The 19,738-nt window shown below is 69.0% G+C and carries 20 protein-coding genes and 1 pseudogene; 9 read left to right on the forward strand and 12 right to left on the reverse strand.

Translation table 11 applies throughout. The features are described from left to right. Nucleotides 1–90: 90 nt before the first annotated feature. The 10 genes from GT347_RS24605 to GT347_RS24650 all read right to left on the reverse strand — a co-directional run bounded on the left by GT347_RS24605 (nucleotide 91) and on the right by GT347_RS24650 (nucleotide 10,650). Nucleotides 91–1,548 (reverse strand): FAD/NAD(P)-dependent oxidoreductase, encoded by a 1,458-nt coding sequence (locus GT347_RS24605; RefSeq protein WP_160554696.1) that lies wholly within the window; start codon nucleotides 1,546–1,548, stop codon nucleotides 91–93. Then, nucleotides 1,545–1,847, reverse strand: coding sequence for a (2Fe-2S)-binding protein (locus GT347_RS24610; protein ID WP_160554697.1), 303 nt, complete (start codon nucleotides 1,845–1,847; stop codon nucleotides 1,545–1,547). The genes GT347_RS24605 and GT347_RS24610 overlap by 4 nt, the downstream gene beginning before the upstream one ends. Beyond that, on the reverse strand, nucleotides 1,831–2,991 hold the full coding sequence (locus GT347_RS24615; protein ID WP_160554698.1) for an NAD(P)/FAD-dependent oxidoreductase: 1,161 nt from the start codon (nucleotides 2,989–2,991) through the stop codon (nucleotides 1,831–1,833). The genes GT347_RS24610 and GT347_RS24615 overlap by 17 nt, the downstream gene beginning before the upstream one ends. Nucleotides 2,992–3,104: 113 nt before the next feature. Then, the gene (locus GT347_RS24620) at nucleotides 3,105–4,004 is read right to left on the reverse strand and encodes a LysR substrate-binding domain-containing protein (protein ID WP_160554699.1); all 900 of its coding nucleotides are present in this window, start codon (nucleotides 4,002–4,004) and stop codon (nucleotides 3,105–3,107) included. Between the two features lie 65 nt (nucleotides 4,005–4,069). After that, the gene (hpaI, locus tag GT347_RS24625; RefSeq protein WP_160554700.1) at nucleotides 4,070–4,879 is read right to left on the reverse strand and encodes a 4-hydroxy-2-oxoheptanedioate aldolase; all 810 of its coding nucleotides are present in this window, start codon (nucleotides 4,877–4,879) and stop codon (nucleotides 4,070–4,072) included. A 22-nt stretch (nucleotides 4,880–4,901) separates the two neighbouring features. Continuing rightward, on the reverse strand, nucleotides 4,902–5,864 hold the full coding sequence (locus GT347_RS24630) for an NAD(P)-dependent oxidoreductase (RefSeq protein WP_160554701.1): 963 nt from the start codon (nucleotides 5,862–5,864) through the stop codon (nucleotides 4,902–4,904). A gap of 9 nt (nucleotides 5,865–5,873) precedes the next feature. Continuing rightward, nucleotides 5,874–6,863, reverse strand: a complete 990-nt coding sequence (locus GT347_RS24635) for a Bug family tripartite tricarboxylate transporter substrate binding protein (RefSeq protein WP_160554702.1) — start codon at nucleotides 6,861–6,863, stop codon at nucleotides 5,874–5,876. A gap of 53 nt (nucleotides 6,864–6,916) precedes the next feature. Continuing rightward, nucleotides 6,917–8,476 (reverse strand): UxaA family hydrolase, encoded by a 1,560-nt coding sequence (locus tag GT347_RS24640; RefSeq protein ID WP_160554703.1) that lies wholly within the window; start codon nucleotides 8,474–8,476, stop codon nucleotides 6,917–6,919. 10 nt (nucleotides 8,477–8,486) lie between these two features. Further along, a complete protein-coding gene (locus GT347_RS24645; RefSeq protein WP_160554704.1) occupies nucleotides 8,487–9,485 on the reverse strand; it encodes a tripartite tricarboxylate transporter substrate binding protein in 999 nt (332 codons plus the stop codon). A gap of 64 nt (nucleotides 9,486–9,549) precedes the next feature. Continuing rightward, on the reverse strand, nucleotides 9,550–10,650 hold the full coding sequence (locus tag GT347_RS24650; protein WP_160554705.1) for a tartrate dehydrogenase: 1,101 nt from the start codon (nucleotides 10,648–10,650) through the stop codon (nucleotides 9,550–9,552). 88 nt (nucleotides 10,651–10,738) lie between these two features. Between GT347_RS24650 and GT347_RS24655 the strand changes: the two genes are divergently transcribed. Together GT347_RS24655 and GT347_RS24660 are read left to right on the forward strand one after the other, a co-directional pair. Next, entirely contained in the window at nucleotides 10,739–11,668 is a 930-nt protein-coding gene (locus GT347_RS24655) for a LysR substrate-binding domain-containing protein (protein WP_160554706.1), read from the forward strand. A gap of 96 nt (nucleotides 11,669–11,764) precedes the next feature. Then, nucleotides 11,765–12,730 carry a Bug family tripartite tricarboxylate transporter substrate binding protein gene (locus GT347_RS24660; RefSeq protein WP_160554707.1) on the forward strand — a complete coding sequence of 322 codons (966 nt, stop codon included), beginning with the start codon at nucleotides 11,765–11,767 and terminating at the stop codon, nucleotides 12,728–12,730. On the opposite strand, the gene GT347_RS24665 is transcribed toward GT347_RS24660, so the two are convergent. Continuing rightward, nucleotides 12,717–13,577 (reverse strand): LysR substrate-binding domain-containing protein, encoded by an 861-nt coding sequence (locus tag GT347_RS24665; protein ID WP_229722488.1) that lies wholly within the window; start codon nucleotides 13,575–13,577, stop codon nucleotides 12,717–12,719. The two genes, GT347_RS24660 and GT347_RS24665, sit on opposite strands and share 14 nt — an antisense overlap. A gap of 156 nt (nucleotides 13,578–13,733) precedes the next feature. Here GT347_RS24665 and GT347_RS24670 point away from each other — a divergent pair, with 156 nt between their 5' ends. The 7 genes and pseudogenes from GT347_RS24670 (at nucleotide 13,734) to GT347_RS24700 (ending at nucleotide 18,667) form a co-directional block, all read left to right on the forward strand. Further along, entirely contained in the window at nucleotides 13,734–15,071 is a 1,338-nt protein-coding gene (locus GT347_RS24670; RefSeq protein ID WP_160554709.1) for an NAD(P)/FAD-dependent oxidoreductase, read from the forward strand. Between the two features lie 26 nt (nucleotides 15,072–15,097). Next, the gene (locus tag GT347_RS24675) at nucleotides 15,098–16,057 is read left to right on the forward strand and encodes a tripartite tricarboxylate transporter substrate binding protein (RefSeq protein ID WP_160554710.1); all 960 of its coding nucleotides are present in this window, start codon (nucleotides 15,098–15,100) and stop codon (nucleotides 16,055–16,057) included. A gap of 3 nt (nucleotides 16,058–16,060) precedes the next feature. Further along, nucleotides 16,061–16,987 carry a 2-hydroxyacid dehydrogenase gene (locus GT347_RS24680; RefSeq protein WP_160554711.1) on the forward strand — a complete coding sequence of 309 codons (927 nt, stop codon included), beginning with the start codon at nucleotides 16,061–16,063 and terminating at the stop codon, nucleotides 16,985–16,987. 414 nt (nucleotides 16,988–17,401) lie between these two features. Then, nucleotides 17,402–17,524 (forward strand): annotated as a pseudogene (locus GT347_RS27730) (PEP-CTERM sorting domain-containing protein); the annotation flags it as partial. Nucleotides 17,525–17,603: 79 nt separating this feature from the next. Next, entirely contained in the window at nucleotides 17,604–17,819 is a 216-nt protein-coding gene (locus GT347_RS24690; protein WP_160554713.1) for a hypothetical protein, read from the forward strand. Between the two features lie 70 nt (nucleotides 17,820–17,889). After that, complete coding sequence (locus GT347_RS24695; protein WP_160554714.1) at nucleotides 17,890–18,105, forward strand: hypothetical protein; 216 nt, start codon at nucleotides 17,890–17,892, stop codon at nucleotides 18,103–18,105. A 37-nt stretch (nucleotides 18,106–18,142) separates the two neighbouring features. Beyond that, nucleotides 18,143–18,667 (forward strand): M48 family metallopeptidase, encoded by a 525-nt coding sequence (locus GT347_RS24700; protein ID WP_160554715.1) that lies wholly within the window; start codon nucleotides 18,143–18,145, stop codon nucleotides 18,665–18,667. An 18-nt stretch (nucleotides 18,668–18,685) separates the two neighbouring features. Here the strand turns inward: GT347_RS24700 and GT347_RS24705 are convergent, their stop codons facing one another. Continuing rightward, nucleotides 18,686–19,648 (reverse strand): TauD/TfdA dioxygenase family protein, encoded by a 963-nt coding sequence (locus GT347_RS24705; protein WP_160554716.1) that lies wholly within the window; start codon nucleotides 19,646–19,648, stop codon nucleotides 18,686–18,688. Nucleotides 19,649–19,738: the final 90 nt, after the last annotated feature.

Raw genomic sequence — 19,738 nt, forward strand, 5'->3', positions numbered from 1 at the left:
CTTGTTCTGGTGTGGCGAGGGTCTGGATGGGGAGGCCGTTCGGGGTCGTGTGTCGCCCCGGTGCTTTTCGCTGGACGGCTGTCTCGGGTCTTATTTCCTGAAGCGCACCACCGACTGGCGCGAGTGATCGGTCTGCGGCAGCGAGGCGATCTCGCCCAGCGTCACCGGCTTGGTGGGAAAACGCAGGCGGTAGTAGCCCACCTCGCGGGGATGGCGCTGCTGCTCGTCGGCGATGAGTTCGGTCACGGTCAGCCCGCAGAAGCGGCCCTGGCAGGGGCCCATGCCGCAGCGCAGGAAGGCTTTGAGCTGGTTCGGGCCCTGGCAGCCCAGGCGGGCGGCGTGGCGCACCTGCTCGGCGGTGGCTTCCTCGCAGCGGCAGACGATGGTGTCGCCCACCGGGCGGCGGAACTGCGGCGGCGCCTGGTACAGGGCCTCGAAGAATTCGCGGCCCCGGGTGGCCAGTGTCAGCGCGGCCCGGTGCGGCGCGGCCTCGCGGTCGCGGGTCGCGGAATCGATGCAGCCCAGCGCGGCGGCGGCATGCACGGCGGCGATGCGGCCCCGGTGTTCGGCGGCCGCCGCACCGGCGATGCCGGCACCGTCGCCGGCGATGGTGAGCTGCGGCACCGAACTCGCGCCCCAGGCATCGACCACCGGCTGCCAGCAGTCCTGCCGCTCGCTCCATTCATGCTCCGCGCCGATGGCGCGCGACAGGTTGGTATTGGGCACCACGCCCTGGTGCAGCAGCAGCTGGTCCACCGCGATGGTGCGGCCCTGGCCGCCGGCTTCGTAGCGCAGCTGGCCGACCTGGCCGGTGGCGTCGGCGATGGCTTCGAGCGAGGTCACGCCCTGCACGATGGGCACGGCCGCACGCACCGCGCGCAGCAGCTTCAGGCCCTTGCCCAGATAGGGCGAGCGCAGGAAACCCCAGGCGAAGGGCAGGGCCTTGCGCCACTGGCCGGGCGGGGCGGTCTCCAGGATGGCTTCGATCCTCACGCCGGCGTTCAGGTACTGCCAGGCCAGCAGGTAGAGCAGCGGCCCGCCGCCGGCCAGCACGGTGCGGCCCTCGGGCACCACGCCGGAGGTTTTGAGCAGGATCTGCGCGGCGCCGGCGGTGATGACGCCGGGCAGGGTCCAGCCCGGGATGGGGAAGGGTCGCTCCTGCGCGCCGGTGGCCAGCACGATGTGGCGGCAGTGCAGCAGGGCGGCCTGCGGGTCCTGGCCGGGTGTGGCGACCGAGTAGGCGACTTCGAAGCCGGCGTCGCCGTCGCGCCGGTTGATCGACCAGACGGTGGCCGAAGCCAGGTGTTTCGCGCCGCTGTCGAAGAAGGGCTGCAGCAGGCCCAGGCCATGCCAGTAGTCGGCGCCCAGGATGTCGCGCGCCTGCACCGGCGTGCTGCTGACGGCGCGGTAGATCTGGCCGCCGGGGGCGGGCTGTTCGTCGATCAGCACCGTGGCCAGGCCCAGGCCGGCGGCGCGGGTGGCGGCAGCCAGTCCGGCCGGGCCGGCGCCGACCACCAGCAGGTCGCAACTGAGGATGTCCAGGCTCATACCGCCACCTCGCGTGCGCCGATCTGGCGCTCGACGGCCATGCCGTCGCGCACCCGGGTCATGCAGGCCTGCTGGTTGGGCCGGCCGTCGATGCCGACCAGGCAGTCGTAGCACACGCCCATCATGCAGAAGGGGCCCCGTGCCGCGCCGCTGACGGCCGTGTCGCGGCAGGCGGCGATGCCGCCCGCGAACAGGGCGGCGGCCACGCTGTCGCCCTCGCGGCAGTCGAGCGCCTGGCCGTCCACGGTGATGCGCACCGGGCGCGGCGCGCTGGTGCCTGCATCAAGTCTTCTGAACATGGAATCTCCGGGTCGAAAAATGGTCCAGCTCGGCCGGCAGCGTGCCGGCGGCGATCATGGGGGCGAGCTTCAGGGCGTGGGTGGCGGCCAGGGTCACGCCGCTGTGGCAGGTGACGATGAAGGCGCCCGGGTGGCTGGCCGACTGCTCGTAGACCGGAAAGCCGTCCTGCGCCCGCACCCGCAGCGCCGACCAGGCACGCACCGCCCGCACCTCCTTCAGCGCGGGGATGGTGCGCACGGCGCGGTCGGCCAGGGTGGCCAGCATGGGCAGGGTGGTGATGTGGTCGGCATAACCGGCCTCTTCCTGCGAGTCGCCCACCAGCCAGGAGCCTTCGTCGTTCTGGCGCAGGGTGACCATGGGCGTGTCGAGCAGGCGCCGGGTGCGTTCCAGCACCAGGATCTGGCCGCGCTGCGGGGCCATGGGCAGGTCGATGCCGACCATCTTGCCCAGATCGCCGTTGCGCAGGCCCGAGGCCAGCACGATCTTGCGGGCGCGCACCGGGCCTTGCGGGGTGTCCAGCGTGAACCCGCCATCGGCCTGCTGCGCGATGCCTGTCACGCCGTGGTGCGGCAGGTAACGCACGCCGCTGCGGTCGAAGGCGGTGTGGAAGGCGCGCAGCAGCTTGAGCGGGTTGACGATGCCGTCGTGCGGCGTCCAGATCGCGCCGGTCACGTCCTTGCCCAGGCCGGGCACCAGGGATGCGGCCTGGTGGTGGTCGAGCAGCTTCCATTCGTAGGGCTCGACTCCGGGCTGGGCCATCAGCTTGTGCACCCAGGCCAGGCGGGCCTCGATCTCGTAGTCGCCCATCAGCGGGGTGAGGCCGCCTTTCTGCTCCAGGGCGACGTCGATGCCGGTCTCCTCCTGCAGCTGCGCGGCCAGGCGCGGCCAGAGCCGGGTGGAGCCCAGCGTCCAGGCGCTGTAGGCACCCAGGCCGAAGCCCTTGCTCTGCAGCCAGACCAGGCCGAAGTTGCCGCGCGAGGCGCGCAGGGCGATGTCGCCCTCGTCCAGCACGGCGATGGATGCGGCGCTGCCGCGCAGGCCGTAGGCGATGGCCGAGCCGACCAGCCCGCCGCCGATGACGGCGACGTCGAAGACCGGCAATGCGGCAGCGGAATGCGGGCCTGGAGCCCTGGGACTTGTCATGTTCTGCACTCGTGGGACCGGGTGTGTTTCCGGTGCGAACGAGTATTGCGGCGCGGCCCTGCCTGGCGCAAATACGAGTCTGTCGGTCGGCTATACGAAAAGCTGATGGGCTCTCAGCTGTCCAGGCCCTGTGTCTCGCTGGCGATGACTTCCTTCATCAGGGCGATGAAGCGGTCCGCCAGCAGGTTGGCCGGCCGGCTGCGCGCCAGCAGCAGGTAGCTCACGAAGGGCACGCCGGGCCGGAAGGGCCGGATGGCGATGCCGGTGTAGCGGTAGTTGCGCGCCACCAGCGGGTTGACGATGCTCACGCCCAGGCCGTGGCCGACCATCTGGCAGATGGTGGCGCCGTAGGGCGTCTCGAAATGCATGAGGCGCCGGTCGTCGCCGGAGAACGCCGCGTCCACCGCCGCACGCAGGCCGTCGCCATGCGACATGGAGATGAAGGACTCGCCCGCCAGGTCGGCCGGCGTGATGACCTCGAGCCCGGCCAGCCGGTGGCCCGGCGGCAGCACGCAGCAGCCCGGCAGTTCGGCCACCGGATGCGCATCGGTGGCGGCGGCGGTGGGCAGGTAGGAGACCAGCCCCAGGTCGCAGAAGCGGCTGCCCACCCAGTCGGCCACCAGCTGGGTGCTGCCGGTGTCCATGGCCACGTTCACATCCGGATGGTCGGCATGGAAACGCCGCAGCACCAGCGGCAGCACCGTCATCGCCAGCGAGGGCACGGTGGCGATGCGCAGCCGGCCCTTGCCGAACTGGCGGATGTTGCGGGCCGCGTCGCGCAGGGAATCCAGGCCGACGAATGCGCGGTCGACTTCGCGCAGGAAGGCCAGGCCTTCCTCGGTGGGGCTGAGCCGGCCGGCGCTGCGGGTGAAGAGCGTCAGGCCGGTGGAGTGTTCCAGCTGGCCGATCAAACGGCTGACGTTGGGCTGCGAGGTGTAGAGCTCGCCGGCCGCGGCCGTCATGGAGCCCGAGCGCATCACGGCGCGGAAGGCGTCGATTTCCTTGAACTTCATGCGGGCGAGTGGCGGTTGGCGGATCAGCCGGGGATTATTGCGGAGCGTCTCCGCACGCCGCGGCCTCAGTAGGCGGCACCCGGCTTGTCGGCGGCCGTGGGCGTGGCGCCGTTCCCCGTGAACTGCCCGCGCAGCTGCCGCGCCGCCTTGGCGAAAACCAGCACGTCCACACCCACCGCCACGAAGGTGCAGCCCAGGTCCAGGAAACGCTGCGCCGCCTTGGTGTCCGAGGTCAGCGTGCCGGCCGCCTTGCCGCTGGCGATGATGGTGCGCATGGCCGCCTCGATGGCCGCCTGCACCTCCGGATGGCCCGGGTTGCCGCGGTGGCCCATGGAGGCCGCCAGGTCGGCCGGGCCCAGGAACACGCCGTGCACGCCGTCCACCGCGCAGATGGCCTCCAGGTTGGACAGGGCGGTGACCGTCTCGGCCTGCACCAGCAGGCAGACCTCGTCGTCGGCGATGTCGAGGTAGTCGGTGCGCGCGCTCCACTGCGAGGCGCGCGCCACCGCGCTGCCCACGCCGCGGATGCCCTGGGGCGGGTAGCGGGTGGCCGAGACCAGTGCGGCGGCCTGTTCGGCCGTGTCCACCATGGGTACCAGCAGGGTGCGAGCGCCGATGTCGAGCATCTGCTTGATCAGCGCCGTGTCGCCCTGCACCACCCGCACCACGGCGTGCGCCGGCCAGGGCGCGACGGCCTGCAGCGAGGCCAGGATGCTGCGCAGGTCGTTGGGCGCATGTTCGCCGTCGATCAGCAGCCAGTCGAAGCCGCTGCTGGCGGCGACCTCGGCCAGATAGCCGTCGGCCATGGAGAGCCAGAGGCCGACCTGGGCCTGGCGGGCGGCGAGGGCGGTCTTGAAGGGGTTGTTTGCGGGCATGGGTGTTGTCTGGGTTGAGGGTTCAGGCGCGGACTTGATGGCCGGCCGGCAGGGCGCGGCCCTGCAGATGGTCCACCACGTTGTGGGCGGTGAGCAGCGCCACGTTGAGCGCCGAGTTGCGGGTGACGCCGGCCACATGCGGCGTCAGCAGCACTTGCGGCAGTTCGCGCAGGGGGGAGCCGGCGGGCAGGGGTTCGGTGTCGAAGGTGTCCAGGCCCGCGCCGCCGAGATGGCCGGCGCGCAGGGCCTCGACCAGGGCGGCTTCGTTCACCACGGCGCCGCGTGCGGTGTTGACCAGCAGGGCGCCGGGTTTCATCAGCGCCAGCCCGGCAGCGCCGATCAGGCCGCGGGTACGGTCGGTGAGGGGGCAGTGCAGGCTGAGGATGTCGAGACGGGGCAGGAAGGCCTGTAGATCGGGCTCGGTCTCGAAGCCATCGGCCTGGCCTTGGAGCCGCAGCACCAGCACCTTCGCGCCCAGCGCGGCGCACAGCTTCGCCGTGGCCTTGCCGATGCTGCCGTAGCCGACGATGCCGACCGTGCAGCCGCGGAAGTCGCGGCCCTGGAAACGCCCGTCGGTCCAGCCGCCCTCGCGCACCAGGCGGTCGAGGCGGGGCAGTTCGCGGGTCAGGGCCAGCATCAGGGCGAGGGCGTGTTCGGCCACCGCCTCGGCATTGGCGCCGGCCGCAACCGCGACGGCGATGTCGCGGCGCTGTGCGGATGCCAGGTCGACGCCGTCCGCACCCGCGCCGTTCTTGGCGACGATACGCAAGGCCGGCGCGCTGGCCAGCACCGCATCGGTGATCGGCTTGGGGCCGCGCACGACGAGGGCCTGCGCGCCGGTCTCGGCGAGGCGCTCGGCCAGCGTGGTTTCGTTCACCGCGCCGGTCATGAAATGGATGCGGCCGCCGGCCGCGTGGACGATGGCCTGGGCTTCTTCAGCCCAGTGTTCGGCGGTGACGAGGACCTGGAAAGGCGTGCTGGGCATGGGGGATTTTCAATCGATCCGGATGTTGTGGGCCTGGATGAGCTGGCCGTAGCGCTGCAGTTCCTGCCGGGTGAAGCGCGCCAGCTCCTGCGGCGGGCCGGACTTGATCTGCACGCCCAGCGCGCCCAGGCGCTCGCGTACATCGGCCTGCGCCAGCACCGCCTGCAGGGTGGTGTTGAGGCGCTCGACGATGGCCGGCGGCGTTTTGGCCGGGGCGTACAGCGCATACCAGGCATTGACCTCGAAGCCGGGATAGCCGGCCTCGGCGAAGGTGGGCACGCCGGGCAGCGAAGGCAGGCGCGCGGGCGCGGCCACGGCCAGGGCGAGCAGCTTGCCGCCCTGCAGCAGCGGGGCGGCGCTGGTGAGGGTGTCCAGGATCATGTCGAGCCGGCCGCTCATCAGGTCCAGGGTGTGGGTGTTGCCGCCCTTGTAGGGCACGTGCTCGATGTTCACCCCGGCCGCCTGCTTGAAGAGTTCCGCCGCCAGATGCAACGGCGAGCCGTTGCCGGAGGAGCCGTAGTGCAGCTCGCCCGGGCGCTTGCGTGCGGCATCGACCAGGCTGCGCAGGTCGCGGTAGGGGCTGTCCTGCGCCACGGTCATGACCATGGGCGAGAGGCCGATCAGGCCGATGGGCGCGAAGTCGGCCACCGCGTCGTAGCCGGGCCTGGCATAGAGATGCGGGCTGACCGCGTGGCTGGCCAGCGAGCCCAGCAGGATGGTCTGGCCATCGGCGGGCGCACGCGCGGCCAGGGCGGTGCCGATGGTGGTGCCGGCGCCGGGGCGGTTGTCCACCAGCAGCGGCTGCTGCAGCGCCTCGCCCATCTTCTGGCCGATGAGGCGGGCCACGGCGTCGTTGGCGCCGCCTGCCGGGTAGGGCACGATCATGGTGACCGGGCGGCTGGGGTAGCTGCCCTGGGCCTGGGCCGGCAGGGCGCAGGCGGCGGCCGCCAGGCAGGCGATGCCGGCCAGGGCCTGCCGGCGGCCGGGGATGTTGCGCATGGTGTGTCTCCTGTTGTTCTTGTCCCGCGCGGCGCGCCCGCGGGCGCGCCGGTTCAGCTCACGATGCCGATGTGCCAGGGCACGAACTCGTGGTCGCCCAAGCCCAGCGCCTCGCTCTTGGTCTTCTCGCCGGAGGCATGGCGCAGGATCTCCTCGAAGATCTTCTGCCCCATCTGCGGCAGCGTGTATTCGCCGTCCAGCACCGCGCCGCAGTTGATGTCCATGTCCTCTTCCAGGCGCTTGAACATCGGTGTGTTGCTGGCCAGCTTGATGGTCGGCGCCGGCTTGCTGCCGAACATCGAGCCGCGGCCGGTCGTGAAGCAGATCAGGTTGGCGCCGCTGGCGATCTGGCCGGTGGCGGCGGCCGGGTCGAAGCCGGGCGAGTCCATGAAGACGAAGCCGGCCTTGTCGATCGGCTCGGCGTATTCGTAGACCTCCTGCAGCGGCGTGGTGCCGCCCTTCATGGCCGAGCCGAGGGACTTCTCCATGATGTTGGCGAGACCCCCGGCCATGTTGCCGTGGCCGACCACGCCGTTGAACTGCGCGTTCTGGCCGGCGGCGTATTTCTCCCACCAGGCCAGGCGGTCGAGCAGCTTCTGGCCGACCTCGGGCGTGACGGCGCGGCGGGTGAGGGTGAACTCCACGCCGTGGATCTCGGGCGTCTCCGACAGGATGGCGGTGCCGCCGTGGCGCACCAGGATGTCCATGGCCTCGCCGAGCGCCGGGTTGGCGGTGATGGCCGAGAAGCCGTCCGAGCCGCCGCACTCCAGGCCGATCTTGATGTGGCTGGCGCTGCAGGGCTCGCGCCGCGCTGCGTTGGCCAGGGGCAGCATGGATTCGATGGCGCGCACGCCGGCTTCGATGGTCACCCGGGTGCCGCCGATCTCCTGCATCACCATGGTCTGCAGCAGCGGGCCGCGGGCGAGCGATTGCGAATCCACCAGGCCATCCACCTGGTTGCGTTCGCAGCCCAGGCCCACGATGAGCACGCCCGCCAGGTTGGGATGGCGTGCATAGCCGGCCAGGGTGCGGCGCAGCAGGTCGAAATGTTCGCTGGGCGAGGACATGCCGCAGCCGCTGGTCTGCGCGAAGGCGACCACGCCGTCCACGTTGGGATACGCGGCCATGCGTTCGGGCGTGAAGTGCGCGGCGATGGCCTTGATGACGGTGGCCGAGCAGTTGACCGAGGACAGGATGCCCACGAAGTTGCGGGTGCCCACACGGCCATCGGCGCGTTTGAAGCCCATGAAGCTGGCGCGCTGGTCTTCGGGCAGGTAGTCCACCGGCCGAACGTCCTGGCAGAAGCCGGGGTCGAAGTGGAAGTCGGACACCCCCACGTTGTGGCCGTGCACATAGTCGCCGGCCTCGATGTCGCGGGTGGCGACGCCGATCACGGTGTTGTACTTGCGGATCGGCTGGCCCTGGGCGATGGCGCTGCGGGCGATCTTGTGGCCGGCGGGCACCTGGGCGCGGGCCCGCACGCCAAAGCGCGGGATCTCGGCGCCCAGGGCGATCTGGGCCTTGGCGACCAGCACGTTGTCCGCGGGATGCAGGAGCAGCAGGCTGTCGTCGAGGGTCTTGTCGGAGATGTCGGGGGCGGTGGCGGTCGTCATGTGGGCTTTCTCATCCCTTCATCAATTCCTTCAGGCGAAGGCGTTCGATGAGGCTGGTTTCCTTGCGGTAGACGGACTCGGCATAGGCCTGGTACTGCGGGCCGTCGAGATACATGATGGGGGCGTCGATCTGGGCGCAGACGCGTTTGAACTCCTCGCTGGCGGCGGCCTGGCGGAAGGCATCGCGCAGCCTGGCCTCCACGGCCGGGTCCAGGCCGCGCGGTGCACCCACGCCGTTGGGCGCGTCGGTCACCACGTCCCAGCCGAGTTCCTTCAGGGTGGGAGTCTGCGCGAAACGCGGCGTGCGCTGCTCGCCCCAGGTGGACAAAAGCAGCAGCTTGCCGGATTCCACATGCGGCGCCCAGGAGCTGGAGTCCACCAGGATGTCCACATGCCCGCCCAGCACCGCCTGCAGTGCCTCGGAGCCGCCCTTGAAGGGCACGTCGCGCATCTTGATGCCGGCCACGATCAGGAACTCCTCCATGCCCACATGGGTGGCGCCGCCCAGGCCCGAATGGGCATAGGTGACTTCGCCCGGATGCGCCTTGGCGTAGTTCACCAGCTCGGCCATGGATTTCCACTTGCCGTTGGCGGGCACGGCGATGCCGAAGGTCTGGCCGGAGGTGCGGGCGATCCAGGTGATGTCCTTGCGCGGGTCCACGGTGGTCATGCCGAGCTGGTAGAAGCGGGTGACCGAGATGGGCACCTGGCCGATGGTGTAGCCGTCGGGCCTGGCGCTGGTGATGGCCTTCAGGCCGATCATGCCGGAGGCGCCGGCCTTGTTCTCCAGCACGACCGGCTGGCCCAGGGCCTTGCCGGCGGCGCTGCACAGGGCGCGCATGGAGGCGTCGGCCGTGCCGCCGGCCGGCCAGGGGCAGATGAAGTTGATGGGGCGTTCGGGGTACGCCTGGGCACGGGCCATGCCCAGGGGCAGCAGCGCGCTGGCGCCGATGGCGGCGGCGCCGCGCAGCAGGCCGCGGCGCTGCGCGGCTTGGGTCTTGTCTTGCATGTCTTGTCTCCGTCTATTTCTTGGTATCTCTCGATGTGCGCCGGCTGGCCCGGCGCGGGCCTTGTCAGGCGGTGGCTGCTTCCTCGGCCAGGGCGGCGGCCACGGCTTCGCCCATTTCGGTGGTGGAGGCCTTGCCGCCCAGGTCCGGCGTGCGCGGGCCTTGCGCCAGCACCTGCTCGATGGCGCGCAGGATCTCGTCGTGCGCGGCGCGGCCGGCGCCTTCGCCCTGCGTCAGGAAGTCCAGCATCAGCGCGGCCGACCAGATCATGGCGACCGGGTTGGCGATGTTCTGGCCGTAGATGTCCGGCGCCGAGCCGTGCACCGGTTCGAAGAGGGACGGGAACTTGCGCTCCGGGTTCAGGTTGGCCGAGGGCGCCAGGCCGATGGTGCCGGTGGTGGCGGGGCCCAGGTCGGAGAGGATGTCGCCGAAGAGGTTGGTGGCGGCCACCACGTCGAAGCGGCCCGGCTGCAGGACGAAGCGGGCGCTGAGGATGTCGATGTGCTGCTTGTCCAGCGTCACTTCCGGGTAGTCCGCGCCGACGGCATCGGCCCGCTTGTCCCACCAGGGCATGCTGATGGCGATGCCGTTGCTCTTGGTGGCCAGCGTCAGGTGCTTGCGCGGGCGGCTCTGGGCCAGGTCGAAGGCGTAGCGCAGCAGGCGGTCGGCGCCGTGGCGGCTGTAGACGGATTCCTGGATCACCATCTCGCGGTCGGTGCCCTCGTACATCACGCCGCCGAGCGAGGTGTATTCGCCCTCGGTGTTCTCGCGCACCACGTAGTAGTCGATCTCGCCGGGCTTGCGGCCGGCCAGCGGGCAGGGCACGCCTTCGAACAGGCGCACCGGGCGCAGGTTGACGTACTGGTCGAACTCGCGGCGGAACTTGAGCAGTGAGCCCCACAGGGAAACGTGATCAGGCACGGTGGCCGGCCAGCCGACGGCGCCGAAGAGGATGGCGTCCATGCCGGAGAGCTGGGCCTTCCAGTCGTCGGGCATCATTTTTCCGTGCTGGGCGTAGTAGTCGCAGTGGGCCCAGTCGAAGTGCTGCAGGTCGAGTTCGATGCCGTGGCGGGCTGCTGCGGCCTTGAGCACACGCAGGCCTTCGGGCATGACTTCACGGCCGATGCCGTCGCCGGGGATCACGGCAATGCGATAGGTCTTGGACATATTCGGTGTTCCTTTGGAGAGTGCCGCATTCTTCGCTGCTATCGCCGTGAATACAATCCGCCTTCCGTAAAACCATTGTTCACGAATCGTGCAGAAAACCCTTTCCAACGACGATCTGCGGGTGTTCGTGGTGGTCGCCCGCAAGGCCAGTTTCAATGCGGCGGCGGAGGAGCTCGGCATGTCCGGCGCATATGTCAGCAAGCGGGTGCGGCTGCTGGAGCAGGACCTGGGCGTGCGCCTGCTGCACCGCACGACCCGGCGGGTGAGCGTGACCGAGCAGGGCGAGCGGGTGGTGCACTGGGCGCAGCAGATCCTCGACGACGTGGACCATCTGCACCAGGAGCTGGCCGTCACCCGCAGCGAGCCGCGCGGGCAGCTGCGCATCGTCAGCAGCTTCGGTTTCGGCCGCAACGTGGTGGCGCCTGCGCTGTCGCGGCTGGTGGAGCGGTATCCGGCGCTGCAGGTGCGGCTGGAGGTGTTCGACCGGCTGGTGGACGTGGCCAGCGAGGGCTTCGACCTGGACATCCGCGTGGGCGACGAGATCGCGCCCCAGCTGATGGCGCGGCGCCTGGCCGACAACCACCGGGTGCTGTGCGCCGCGCCCGGCTACCTGGCACGGCGCGGCACGCCGCGCAGCCTGACCGAGCTGACCGGGCATGACTGCCTGGTCATCAAGGAGCGCGACCATCCTTTCGGCGTATGGCGCCTGCGATCGGGCGCGCTCGACGAGACGGTGAAGGTGACCGGGCCGCTGTCCGCCAACAACGGCGAGATGGTGGTGCAGTGGGCGGTGGACGGGCGCGGCATCGCCCTGCGTTCGCTGTGGGACGTGGGGCCGCTGCTGCAGTCCGGCGCGCTGGTGCAGATCCTGCCGGAGTGGCGGCAGGAGGCCAATGTATGGGCCGTCTATCCCTCGCGCCTGCATGCCTCGGCCAAGGTGCGGGTGTGCGTGGATTTCCTGCAGGAGCACTTCGCGCAGCATCAGCTGAAGGACATCGCGCGGCCCCTGGGCGGCTAGTTTTTCGAGGGGTCTTCGGGTAAGTCCCGTAGCTGTTTTGGAGGTGGTTAGCGCTCATACTGCGGCCGCTTCGAACGACTACACAGAGACAAGACCATGAAACCCACCCCGATCGCCCGGTTCGCCCTGGGCCTGTGCGCCGGCCTGCTTTCCCTGGCCGCGCTGGCGCAGAACGGCGCGCCGCTGCGCATCATCGTGCCCTTCAATCCGGGCGGCGGCTCCGACCTGTTCGCGCGGCTGATCCAGCCAGGGCTGCAGCAGAACCTCAAGCGCACCGTCATCGTCGAGAACCGCCCGGGCGCGGGCGGCATCATCGGCGCGGACTACGTGGCCAAGGCGCCGGCCGACGGCAACGTGCTGCTGCTGGCGGATTCCGCCGCCTACACCATCAGCCCGGCGCTCTATCCCGCGCTGCCCTATGCCGCCAAGGACCTGGCGCCGGTGGTGGAGGCCGGCCGTTTCGCCAATGTGCTGCTGGTGCCGGCGCAGTCGCCATACCGCACGCTGCAGGACGTGATCGCGGCGGCGCGCAAGGATCCGGGCAAGGTGACGATCGCGTCTTCCGGCAACGGTGCCAGCCCGCACCTGACGGCCGAGAAGCTGATGCGCGAGGCGCGCATCCAGCTCACCCATGTGCCCTACAAGGGCAGCGGCCCGGCGCTGTCGGATGTGCTGGCCGGCCATGTGGACATGCTCTTCAGCGGCCTGCCCAGCGTCTCCGAATACCTCAAGGGCGGCAAGCTGCGGGCGATCGCCATCGCCTCGGCCGAGCGTTCGAGTTTCGTGCCGGAAGTGCCAACCATGGCCGAGTCCGGCCTGCCGGGCTTCGAGTCGCTGATCTCGCAAGGCCTGTTCGCGCCGGCCGGCACGCCGGAGGCGCTCGTCTCGCAGGTGAATGCCGCCGTGAACCAGTTCCTCAACAGCGCCGAGATGGCGCCGCGCCTGCAGCAGCTGAAGGTGGAGCCGCACCACGACAGCGCCGCCCAGTACAAGGCCTGGCTGGACAAGGATGCCCAGGGCTGGGCCAGGCTGATCAAGGACGCCGCGATCAAGGTCGACTGAGCGCCGCAGCCACCTGCACGAACACGGCCGAGAACTCCTGCGCCAGCAGGCTGGCCGGCGCGCCGGGCTGGTGCACCAGGTAGGTCGGGAACAGGATCTCCGGCTCGAAGGCCCGCTGCACGATGGGCAGGTGGCCGAAGCTGCGCGCCACCGAGGGGTTGGCGATGCTGATGCCCATGCCGAGCGCCACCATCTGGCAGATGGCCGCCGAGAAATGCGACTGGTGCACCAGCCTTCGCTTGTCGCCGCCGGCGGCGAAGACGGCGTCGATCTTCTGGGTGATCGACTCCTGCGGCGAGAGGGACACGAAGGGCTCGCCCGCCAGGTCGTCCGGCCGCAGCGGCTTGCGGCCGCGGGCCAGGCGGTGGCCGGCGGGCACGATGCAGACGGCGCGCGCCAGGTCCGCCACCTGGTAGCCGATACCCGGGCTGCTCACCACGTCCGAAGCCACGCCCAGATCGGTCTGCCCAGCCGCGACCGACTGGCAGACCGACACCGAATCGGTTACGTGCAGCGAGATCGTCACGTCGGGAAACTTCAGCGAGAAGGCCTGCATCGCCTCCGGCACCAGGGCCAGCGAGAAGGAGGGCACGGCCGACAGCCGCAGATGGCCCGCGCCGCGCCGGCCCAGGGTGGCGGCCGACTGCTCCAGGCCGCGCAGGCCGGTGAAGGCCCGCTCCACGTCGCGAAAGAAGATTTCGCCCTCGCGCGTCGGCGCCAGCTTGCCGGCGGCCCGTTCGAAGAGCCGCAGGCCGACACGTTTTTCCAGTTGGGCGATGACCCGGCTGATGCTGGGCTGGGTGGTGTGCAGCTCGCGGGCGGCCTGGGTCATGGAACCGGAAAGCATCACGGCACGGAAGGCTTCGATCTGGCGGAAGTTCAGCATTGGCGCGGCAAGCCCATATCAAAGATGCATGGGGTCTGGTTATAAAACAATTGGTCACCTCCTCGTCATATTCCTAGGATCGAGCGCAACAGATAGCCCCTTATCGAATTGCGCTGCATGAACCACCAGTTCCTCGAAATCGACACCACGCCCGGCTCGCCGCCCGCCGAGGTGGACGTGGCCATCGTGGGTGGCGGCGCCGCCGGCATCGCGACGGCGCTGGCGCTGTCGCGGCACGGTGTGTCGGTGGCGGTGTTCGAGAAGGGCCGGGTCGCGGCCGAGCAGAGCAGCCGCAACTGGGGCTGGTGCCGCACCCTGGGCCGCGACGCGCGCGAGCTGCCGCTGGCCCGGCTCAGCGTGGACCTGTGGCGCAATCTGCAGGCATCGACCGGGGTGGACGTGGGTTTCCGCCAGACCGGCGTGGTCTTCGTGACCGACCAGCCGCGGGAGATGCAGACCTGGCAGGCCTGGCTGGACTCGACGGCGCACCTGGGCCTGTCGGCCCGCATGCTCTCGGCCAGCGAGGCCAATGCCAGCCACGCCTGGCAGGGCCGGCCCTGGATCGGCGGCATCCGCGCCGATACCGACGGTTATGCCGAACCGGCCCGGGCCATCCCCTCCCTGGCCCGCTACCTGCTGACCCAGGGCGTGAAGATCTACCAGGACTGCGCCGTCAACGAACTGCTGCTCGAAGGCCGCACGGTGGCCGGCGTGCGCACCGAAAAAGGCGAGGTGCGGGCCCGGCAGGTGGTGCTGGCCGGCGGCGCCTGGTCCTCGATCTTCTGCCGCAAGCATGGGATCGTGCTGCCGATCCTGCGGGTGCATTCCTCGGCCTCGGCCCGCTCGGGCATGGCGATCGGCGGCGCCGCCCCGGTGCGTGCGCCGGACTTCTCGATGCGGCCGCGCGGCGACGGCCAGGTGGTGCTGGCCAAGAGCGGCCGGGGCACCATGCACATCGTGCCGGACACGCTGCGCTACGGCCTGAAGTTCCGCAGCCTCTACCGGGCGCGCAAGGCCAAGGTCGGACTCCAGCTGGGGCGAGAGTTCTTCGCGCAGGCCTGGTCAGAATTCCGCTATTTCCACCTGGGCGATGCGCCCTTCGCACGCCAGCGCATCCTGGATCCGGCGCCCGACATGGGCCTGGTGCAATCCGCCTGGCAAACCGCCAGCCAGGCCCTGGCCCCCGGCGCGGCCGGCACCGGCCCGGCCGCCTCGGCCTGGGGCGGGGTGATCGACAACACGCCCGACGGCGTGCCCGTGATTTCCGGCGTGCAAGGCACACCGGGCCTTTTCCTGTGCACCGGTTTCAGCGGGCACGGATTCAGCTCATCGATGGGCGCCGGCCACAGCCTGGCGCAGCAGATGGTGGAGGGGACATCCAGCCTGGACCTGAGGCCGTTCGCCTACGAGCGCCTGGTCGCAAAAGACGGGCTCAAGCCCAGCATTCTGTATTGATCAACCACACCGCAGGAAAGCCCACCATGTTCCCTCGTTCGGCCTTGAAGATTCTCGGTTCATTGCTTGCCGGCCTGGCTTTGGCCGCCCACGCGGAGGATTATCCGAAGCGCCAGATCGAATTCGTCGTGCCGTATGCGCCCGGCGGTTCCACCGATGCCTTTGTGCGGGTGCTGGCGCCCAAACTCGCCGAGCAGCTGAAAACCCCGGTGGTCATCGTCAACCGCCCGGGCGCCGCCGCCGTCATCGGCAGCAGTTATGCGCTGGCCACCACCGACGGCTACCGCATATTCGCCGCCGGTCCGTCCAATATGGGCACGGCGCTGATCGTGGGGCCCAAGCCGCCTTATAGCGTGGAAGACGTGGCGCCGATCGCCCAGGTGCTGATGAACCAGATGGTGCTGGTCAGCAAAAATGGCCGTTTCGCCAGTTTCGATGCCTTTTTGAAAGAGGCCCGGGAAAAGCCGGACACCGTCACCATCGGCAGCTGGGGTTTGCGTTCGCTGAGCCATTTCTATGTGGAGCAGCTGCAGCAGGCGCTCAACATCAAGGTCCGGCATATTCCCTACGACAGCGGTTCCAAGGAAATGGTCGCGGCCATGGGCGGGGAAGTCGATGCCGCGGTGGTGACGGCGGCCGCGGCCCGCACCAATATCAATGGCGGCACCGTGTCCGGCCTGTTCGTGAGCACCGAGCAGAAGCTGGCCGACCTGCCCGGCGTCGAGTCGATCAAGACCCTGGGTTACCCGGGCGCCGTGGCCTTTTCCTTCGAGGGCATCGCCACCAGCGCCAAGGTGCCGGCCGAACGCATCGCCATCCTGCGCCAGGCTTTCGACAAAATCCTGAGCGATCCGCAGACGGTCGCGGCGATTCGCGCCACCGGGTCCGAGCCGGCTTATCTGCCGGGTCCGCAATATGGGCAGCAGATTCGCAGCAACCTGGCCACGCTTCAGCAGATCGCCAGCCGCGTCAAAATGGACGATTGAGGCATGAGTTTTCTCTACAAGGCCGATCCGGTGCGTGGTGCGCGCTGGGCGGAGCGGTTTGCCGAACAGGCGCCGGATATCGATTTCCGCATCTGGCCCGATATCGGCGATGCCTCCCGTGTCGAATATCTCGCCACCTGGGTGCCGCCACAAGACATGGCGCGGCAGTTCCCGAATCTCAAGGCCGTGTTTTCGACCGGCGCGGGTGTGGATCAGATCGATTTTTCGCAAGTCCCGGCGCATGTTCCCATCGTGCGTATGCTGGAGCCGGCGATTGCCGACCACATGGTCGAATATGTGGTGCATGCGGTTCTGACGGTGCACCGCGAATTTGGAGAATACGGTGTCGATCAGCGCGAAGGCCGATGGCAGGTCCGGCCCAACCGATTGGCGCGGGATATCCGGGTGGGCGTGCTGGGATTGGGGCAATTGGCCCGGGCGGTCTTATCGCGGCTGCGCCTCTTCGATTATTCCTGTGCGGGCTGGAGCCGTTCCGCGCATCACATCGAGGGCGTGGCGTGTTTTTCCGGCGAGGCCGGTCTGGAGGCACTGCTCGCGCGCAGCGACATCCTCGTCTGCCTGCTGCCGCTGACACCGCAGACCCGCGGCATCCTCGGCGCCGAATTGCTCGGCAGGCTGCCGGCGGGCGCCTCCCTGGTGCAGACGGGCCGCGGCGCGCATCTGGACCAGCAGGCCTTGCTGGATCTGCTCGATACCGGGCACCTGCGATGGGCCTTCCTGGATGTGACCGAGCCGGAACCGCTGCCGCCGGATCACCCGCTGTGGCGCCATCCCCGGGTGCGTATCACGCCCCACATCGCCAGCTCGACGAATCCCGACACGGCGGTGACGGCGGTGCTGGAAAACCTGGCCCGGCTGCGGCGAGGCGAGCGGCTGGATGGCGAAGTCGATCGCGAGCGGGGATATTGAATTCTGGAAGACTGGTATTCCGTCGGAAGATTATTGTGCGTATTTGTTTTTAATTGTTAATTTCTCGGGTTTTAATCGTTTGATGCTAGCTACTTCTGCTTATTGCTACAGAATTTCGTGAATGTATTCTTCGGCCTCCATTGGAGGTTGTATGTGTAAATTTCTTGAGATTCCCCTGGTTCTGGCCGCGCTTCTTTCTATGCCTTCGGGTGTGGCGCTGGCCGCTGTTTCAGATCGCGCTTCCACCGTGTGTCCCAACGGGCAACTCGATTCCCATTGCTCATCCATCGATTATCAAGATTTATCGCCCCTGAATCTGAGATTGTCCGAATATCACGCTTCGGTGACTCCTGCTGTTTTCTCGGGTTCCTCGATTCCGTTGGGGATGGCAATGGCGGGGTGTTGGAAGGCATAGGCCCGACCGGCACGGTGACCACCATCGTGGTGGGCGCGGTTCCGGAGCCGGAAACCGGCGCCATGCTGCTCGCGGGCCTGGGCGCGATGGCCATGGTGATGCGCCGGCGGCGCCGTCGTTGAGGAATCTCCTTACAGCGCCGGCCCCGGATTGCGGCGAGCATCGAGGGGTGTGCCGCCCGAGCCTTGCCGGAGATTCGAGATGGAGCTGGACGATTTCAATTCCAGGCTGTTCGCAGCCCGGGCCGACGCCCAGGAAGCCATGCAGCGTGCCGCCTTCCAGCGCGCCCAGTGCAACCTGACACGGCTGAAGCTGGAACGGGCTCGCCGGGCCCTGCGGGACTCGGTGCCGGGGCTGGCGTCGGACCTGCCAAGCTTCGAGCCGAGAACCGTGTTTTCTTTACCCAAAACGGGTTGAGGTTCACATTGTTGCCAACTGTATGTAGACTTTGCCGGTCTACACCCCATTCCGGCTAGCCGGGCATCCCATGAGTCTCGTCAGCTCGGTCATCGGTCAGAACTCCCAGGCGGTCTGGAACACGGTGCGCGATACCGTGCGCGGCGCCGCCAATGGCGATGTGGGCGATATCGCCAAGGTGGCGGTGGGCGTGGCGATCGCCACCGGCGCGGTGCCGGTCAGCAACGGCGTGGCCGCGCTGGCCGGTGGCGCGGTGGCGGGCCGGCTGCTCGACGTCTTCGTCTGAGGGGGCTTTCGGCGGCCTCGGCGAAAATCGCCGTCGCATGACCCACGCTTCCGACGCTTCCGACGCTTTCCCGCTTCCTTATCTCACCGGCTATGCGCCCGACCTGCTGGCCCAGGTGCGCGGCCTGATCGCCGACGGCCGCCTGAGCGGCATCCTGGCACAGCGTTATCCCGACACCCATGAGGTGCGCACCGAGCGCGCCCTCTACGACTATGTGAGCGATCTCAAGGCGCGCCACATGAAGAGCGCGCCGCCGCTGGCCAAAGTTGCCTACGACCCGCGGCTGCAGACGGTGCGCAACGCGCTGGGCACCCACAGCAGCGTCTCGCGGGTGCAGGGCGGCAAGCTGAAGGCCAAACGCGAGATCCGCATCGCCGCGCTGTTCAAGGAGGCGCCGGCCGACTTCCTGCGCATGATCGTCGTGCACGAGCTGGCCCACCTGAAGGAGCGCGAGCACGACAAGGCCTTCTACGCCTTGTGCCGCCACATGGCGCCGGACTACCACCAGCTCGAATTCGACCTGCGCCTGTGGCTGACCGCGCGCGAGCTGCCGGCCTCCTGATCAACAGCCCGGCGCGGTTCAGGCGGTGGTGGCGATCAGCGTGTCGATATGCGCGTCGTTGGTCGCCTCCGGCCGGATGCGGGTGCGGCTGCGCTGGCCGTCGATGGACACGGCCGAGTCGCCATGCACCGTCACCCGGCGCACCACCCGAGGCTGGTTGCCGTAGTCGTTGATCGCGAAATGCTGGGTGGCGCGGTTGTCCCAGATCACCACGTCGTTCTGCCGCCAGGACCAGCGCACCGTGTTTTCCAGCCGCACCACGCGGTTCTGCAGCAGCTCGAAGATGCGGGCGGATTCGTTGCTCGACAGGCCGGCGATCTTCTTGACGAAATGGCCCAGCAGCAGGGCGCGTTCGCCGCTGACGGGGTGTACGTGCACCACCGGATGCTCGGCCTCGAACAGGGCCGAGACGAAGACCTTGGCGTGGTGCTCCAGGCGCTTGTCTTCCAGCTGCACCCGGTCGGCGCCGTAGTCGTAGTCGTTGCTGTGCACTGCCCACAGGCTGTCGGCCAGCGCTTTCAGGTGCGCCGGCAGGCGTTCGTAGGCGGCGGCGGTGTTCGCCCAGACGGTGTCGCCGCCGAAGGCCGGGATGGTCACGCCGCGCAGGATGGAGATCTTGGGAAAGGCATCGACGAAGGTCACGTCGGTATGCCAGGAGTCTGCCCGGCCGCCGCCCTTGGAGGCATCGAGTTCGAAGAGCTTGGTGCCGTCGGGCGCCGGCACGGTGGGGTGCGCCACGGTGCGGCCGAAGAGGGCGCCGAAGGCCTGGTGGGCGGCGTCGTCGAGATGGTCCTGGCCGCGGAAGAACAGCACCTTGTGTTGGACCAGCGCGGTGTTCAGGTCGGCGATGGCTTGGGCGGGCAGGTCGGCGCCGAGACGGTAATCGAGCACCTCGCCGCCGAGGCTGCCGGCGACGCGGCGGATGCGCAGGTCGGCGATGCTGGTGTCGATCGCGTCGGGGTGGGGGGCGGCGGTGCTCATCTCTGGTTCTCCTGATCCGAAAGGCGACCAGTGTCGATTTGCCTGCGCAGCCGCGCTGGAACGATTCCGCATAAGGTCCTGCGGGATCGG

Origin of the sequence: Xylophilus rhododendri, from assembly GCF_009906855.1 — a bacterium.
GTDB classification, from domain to species: Bacteria; Pseudomonadota; Gammaproteobacteria; order Burkholderiales; family Burkholderiaceae_C; genus Xylophilus; species Xylophilus rhododendri.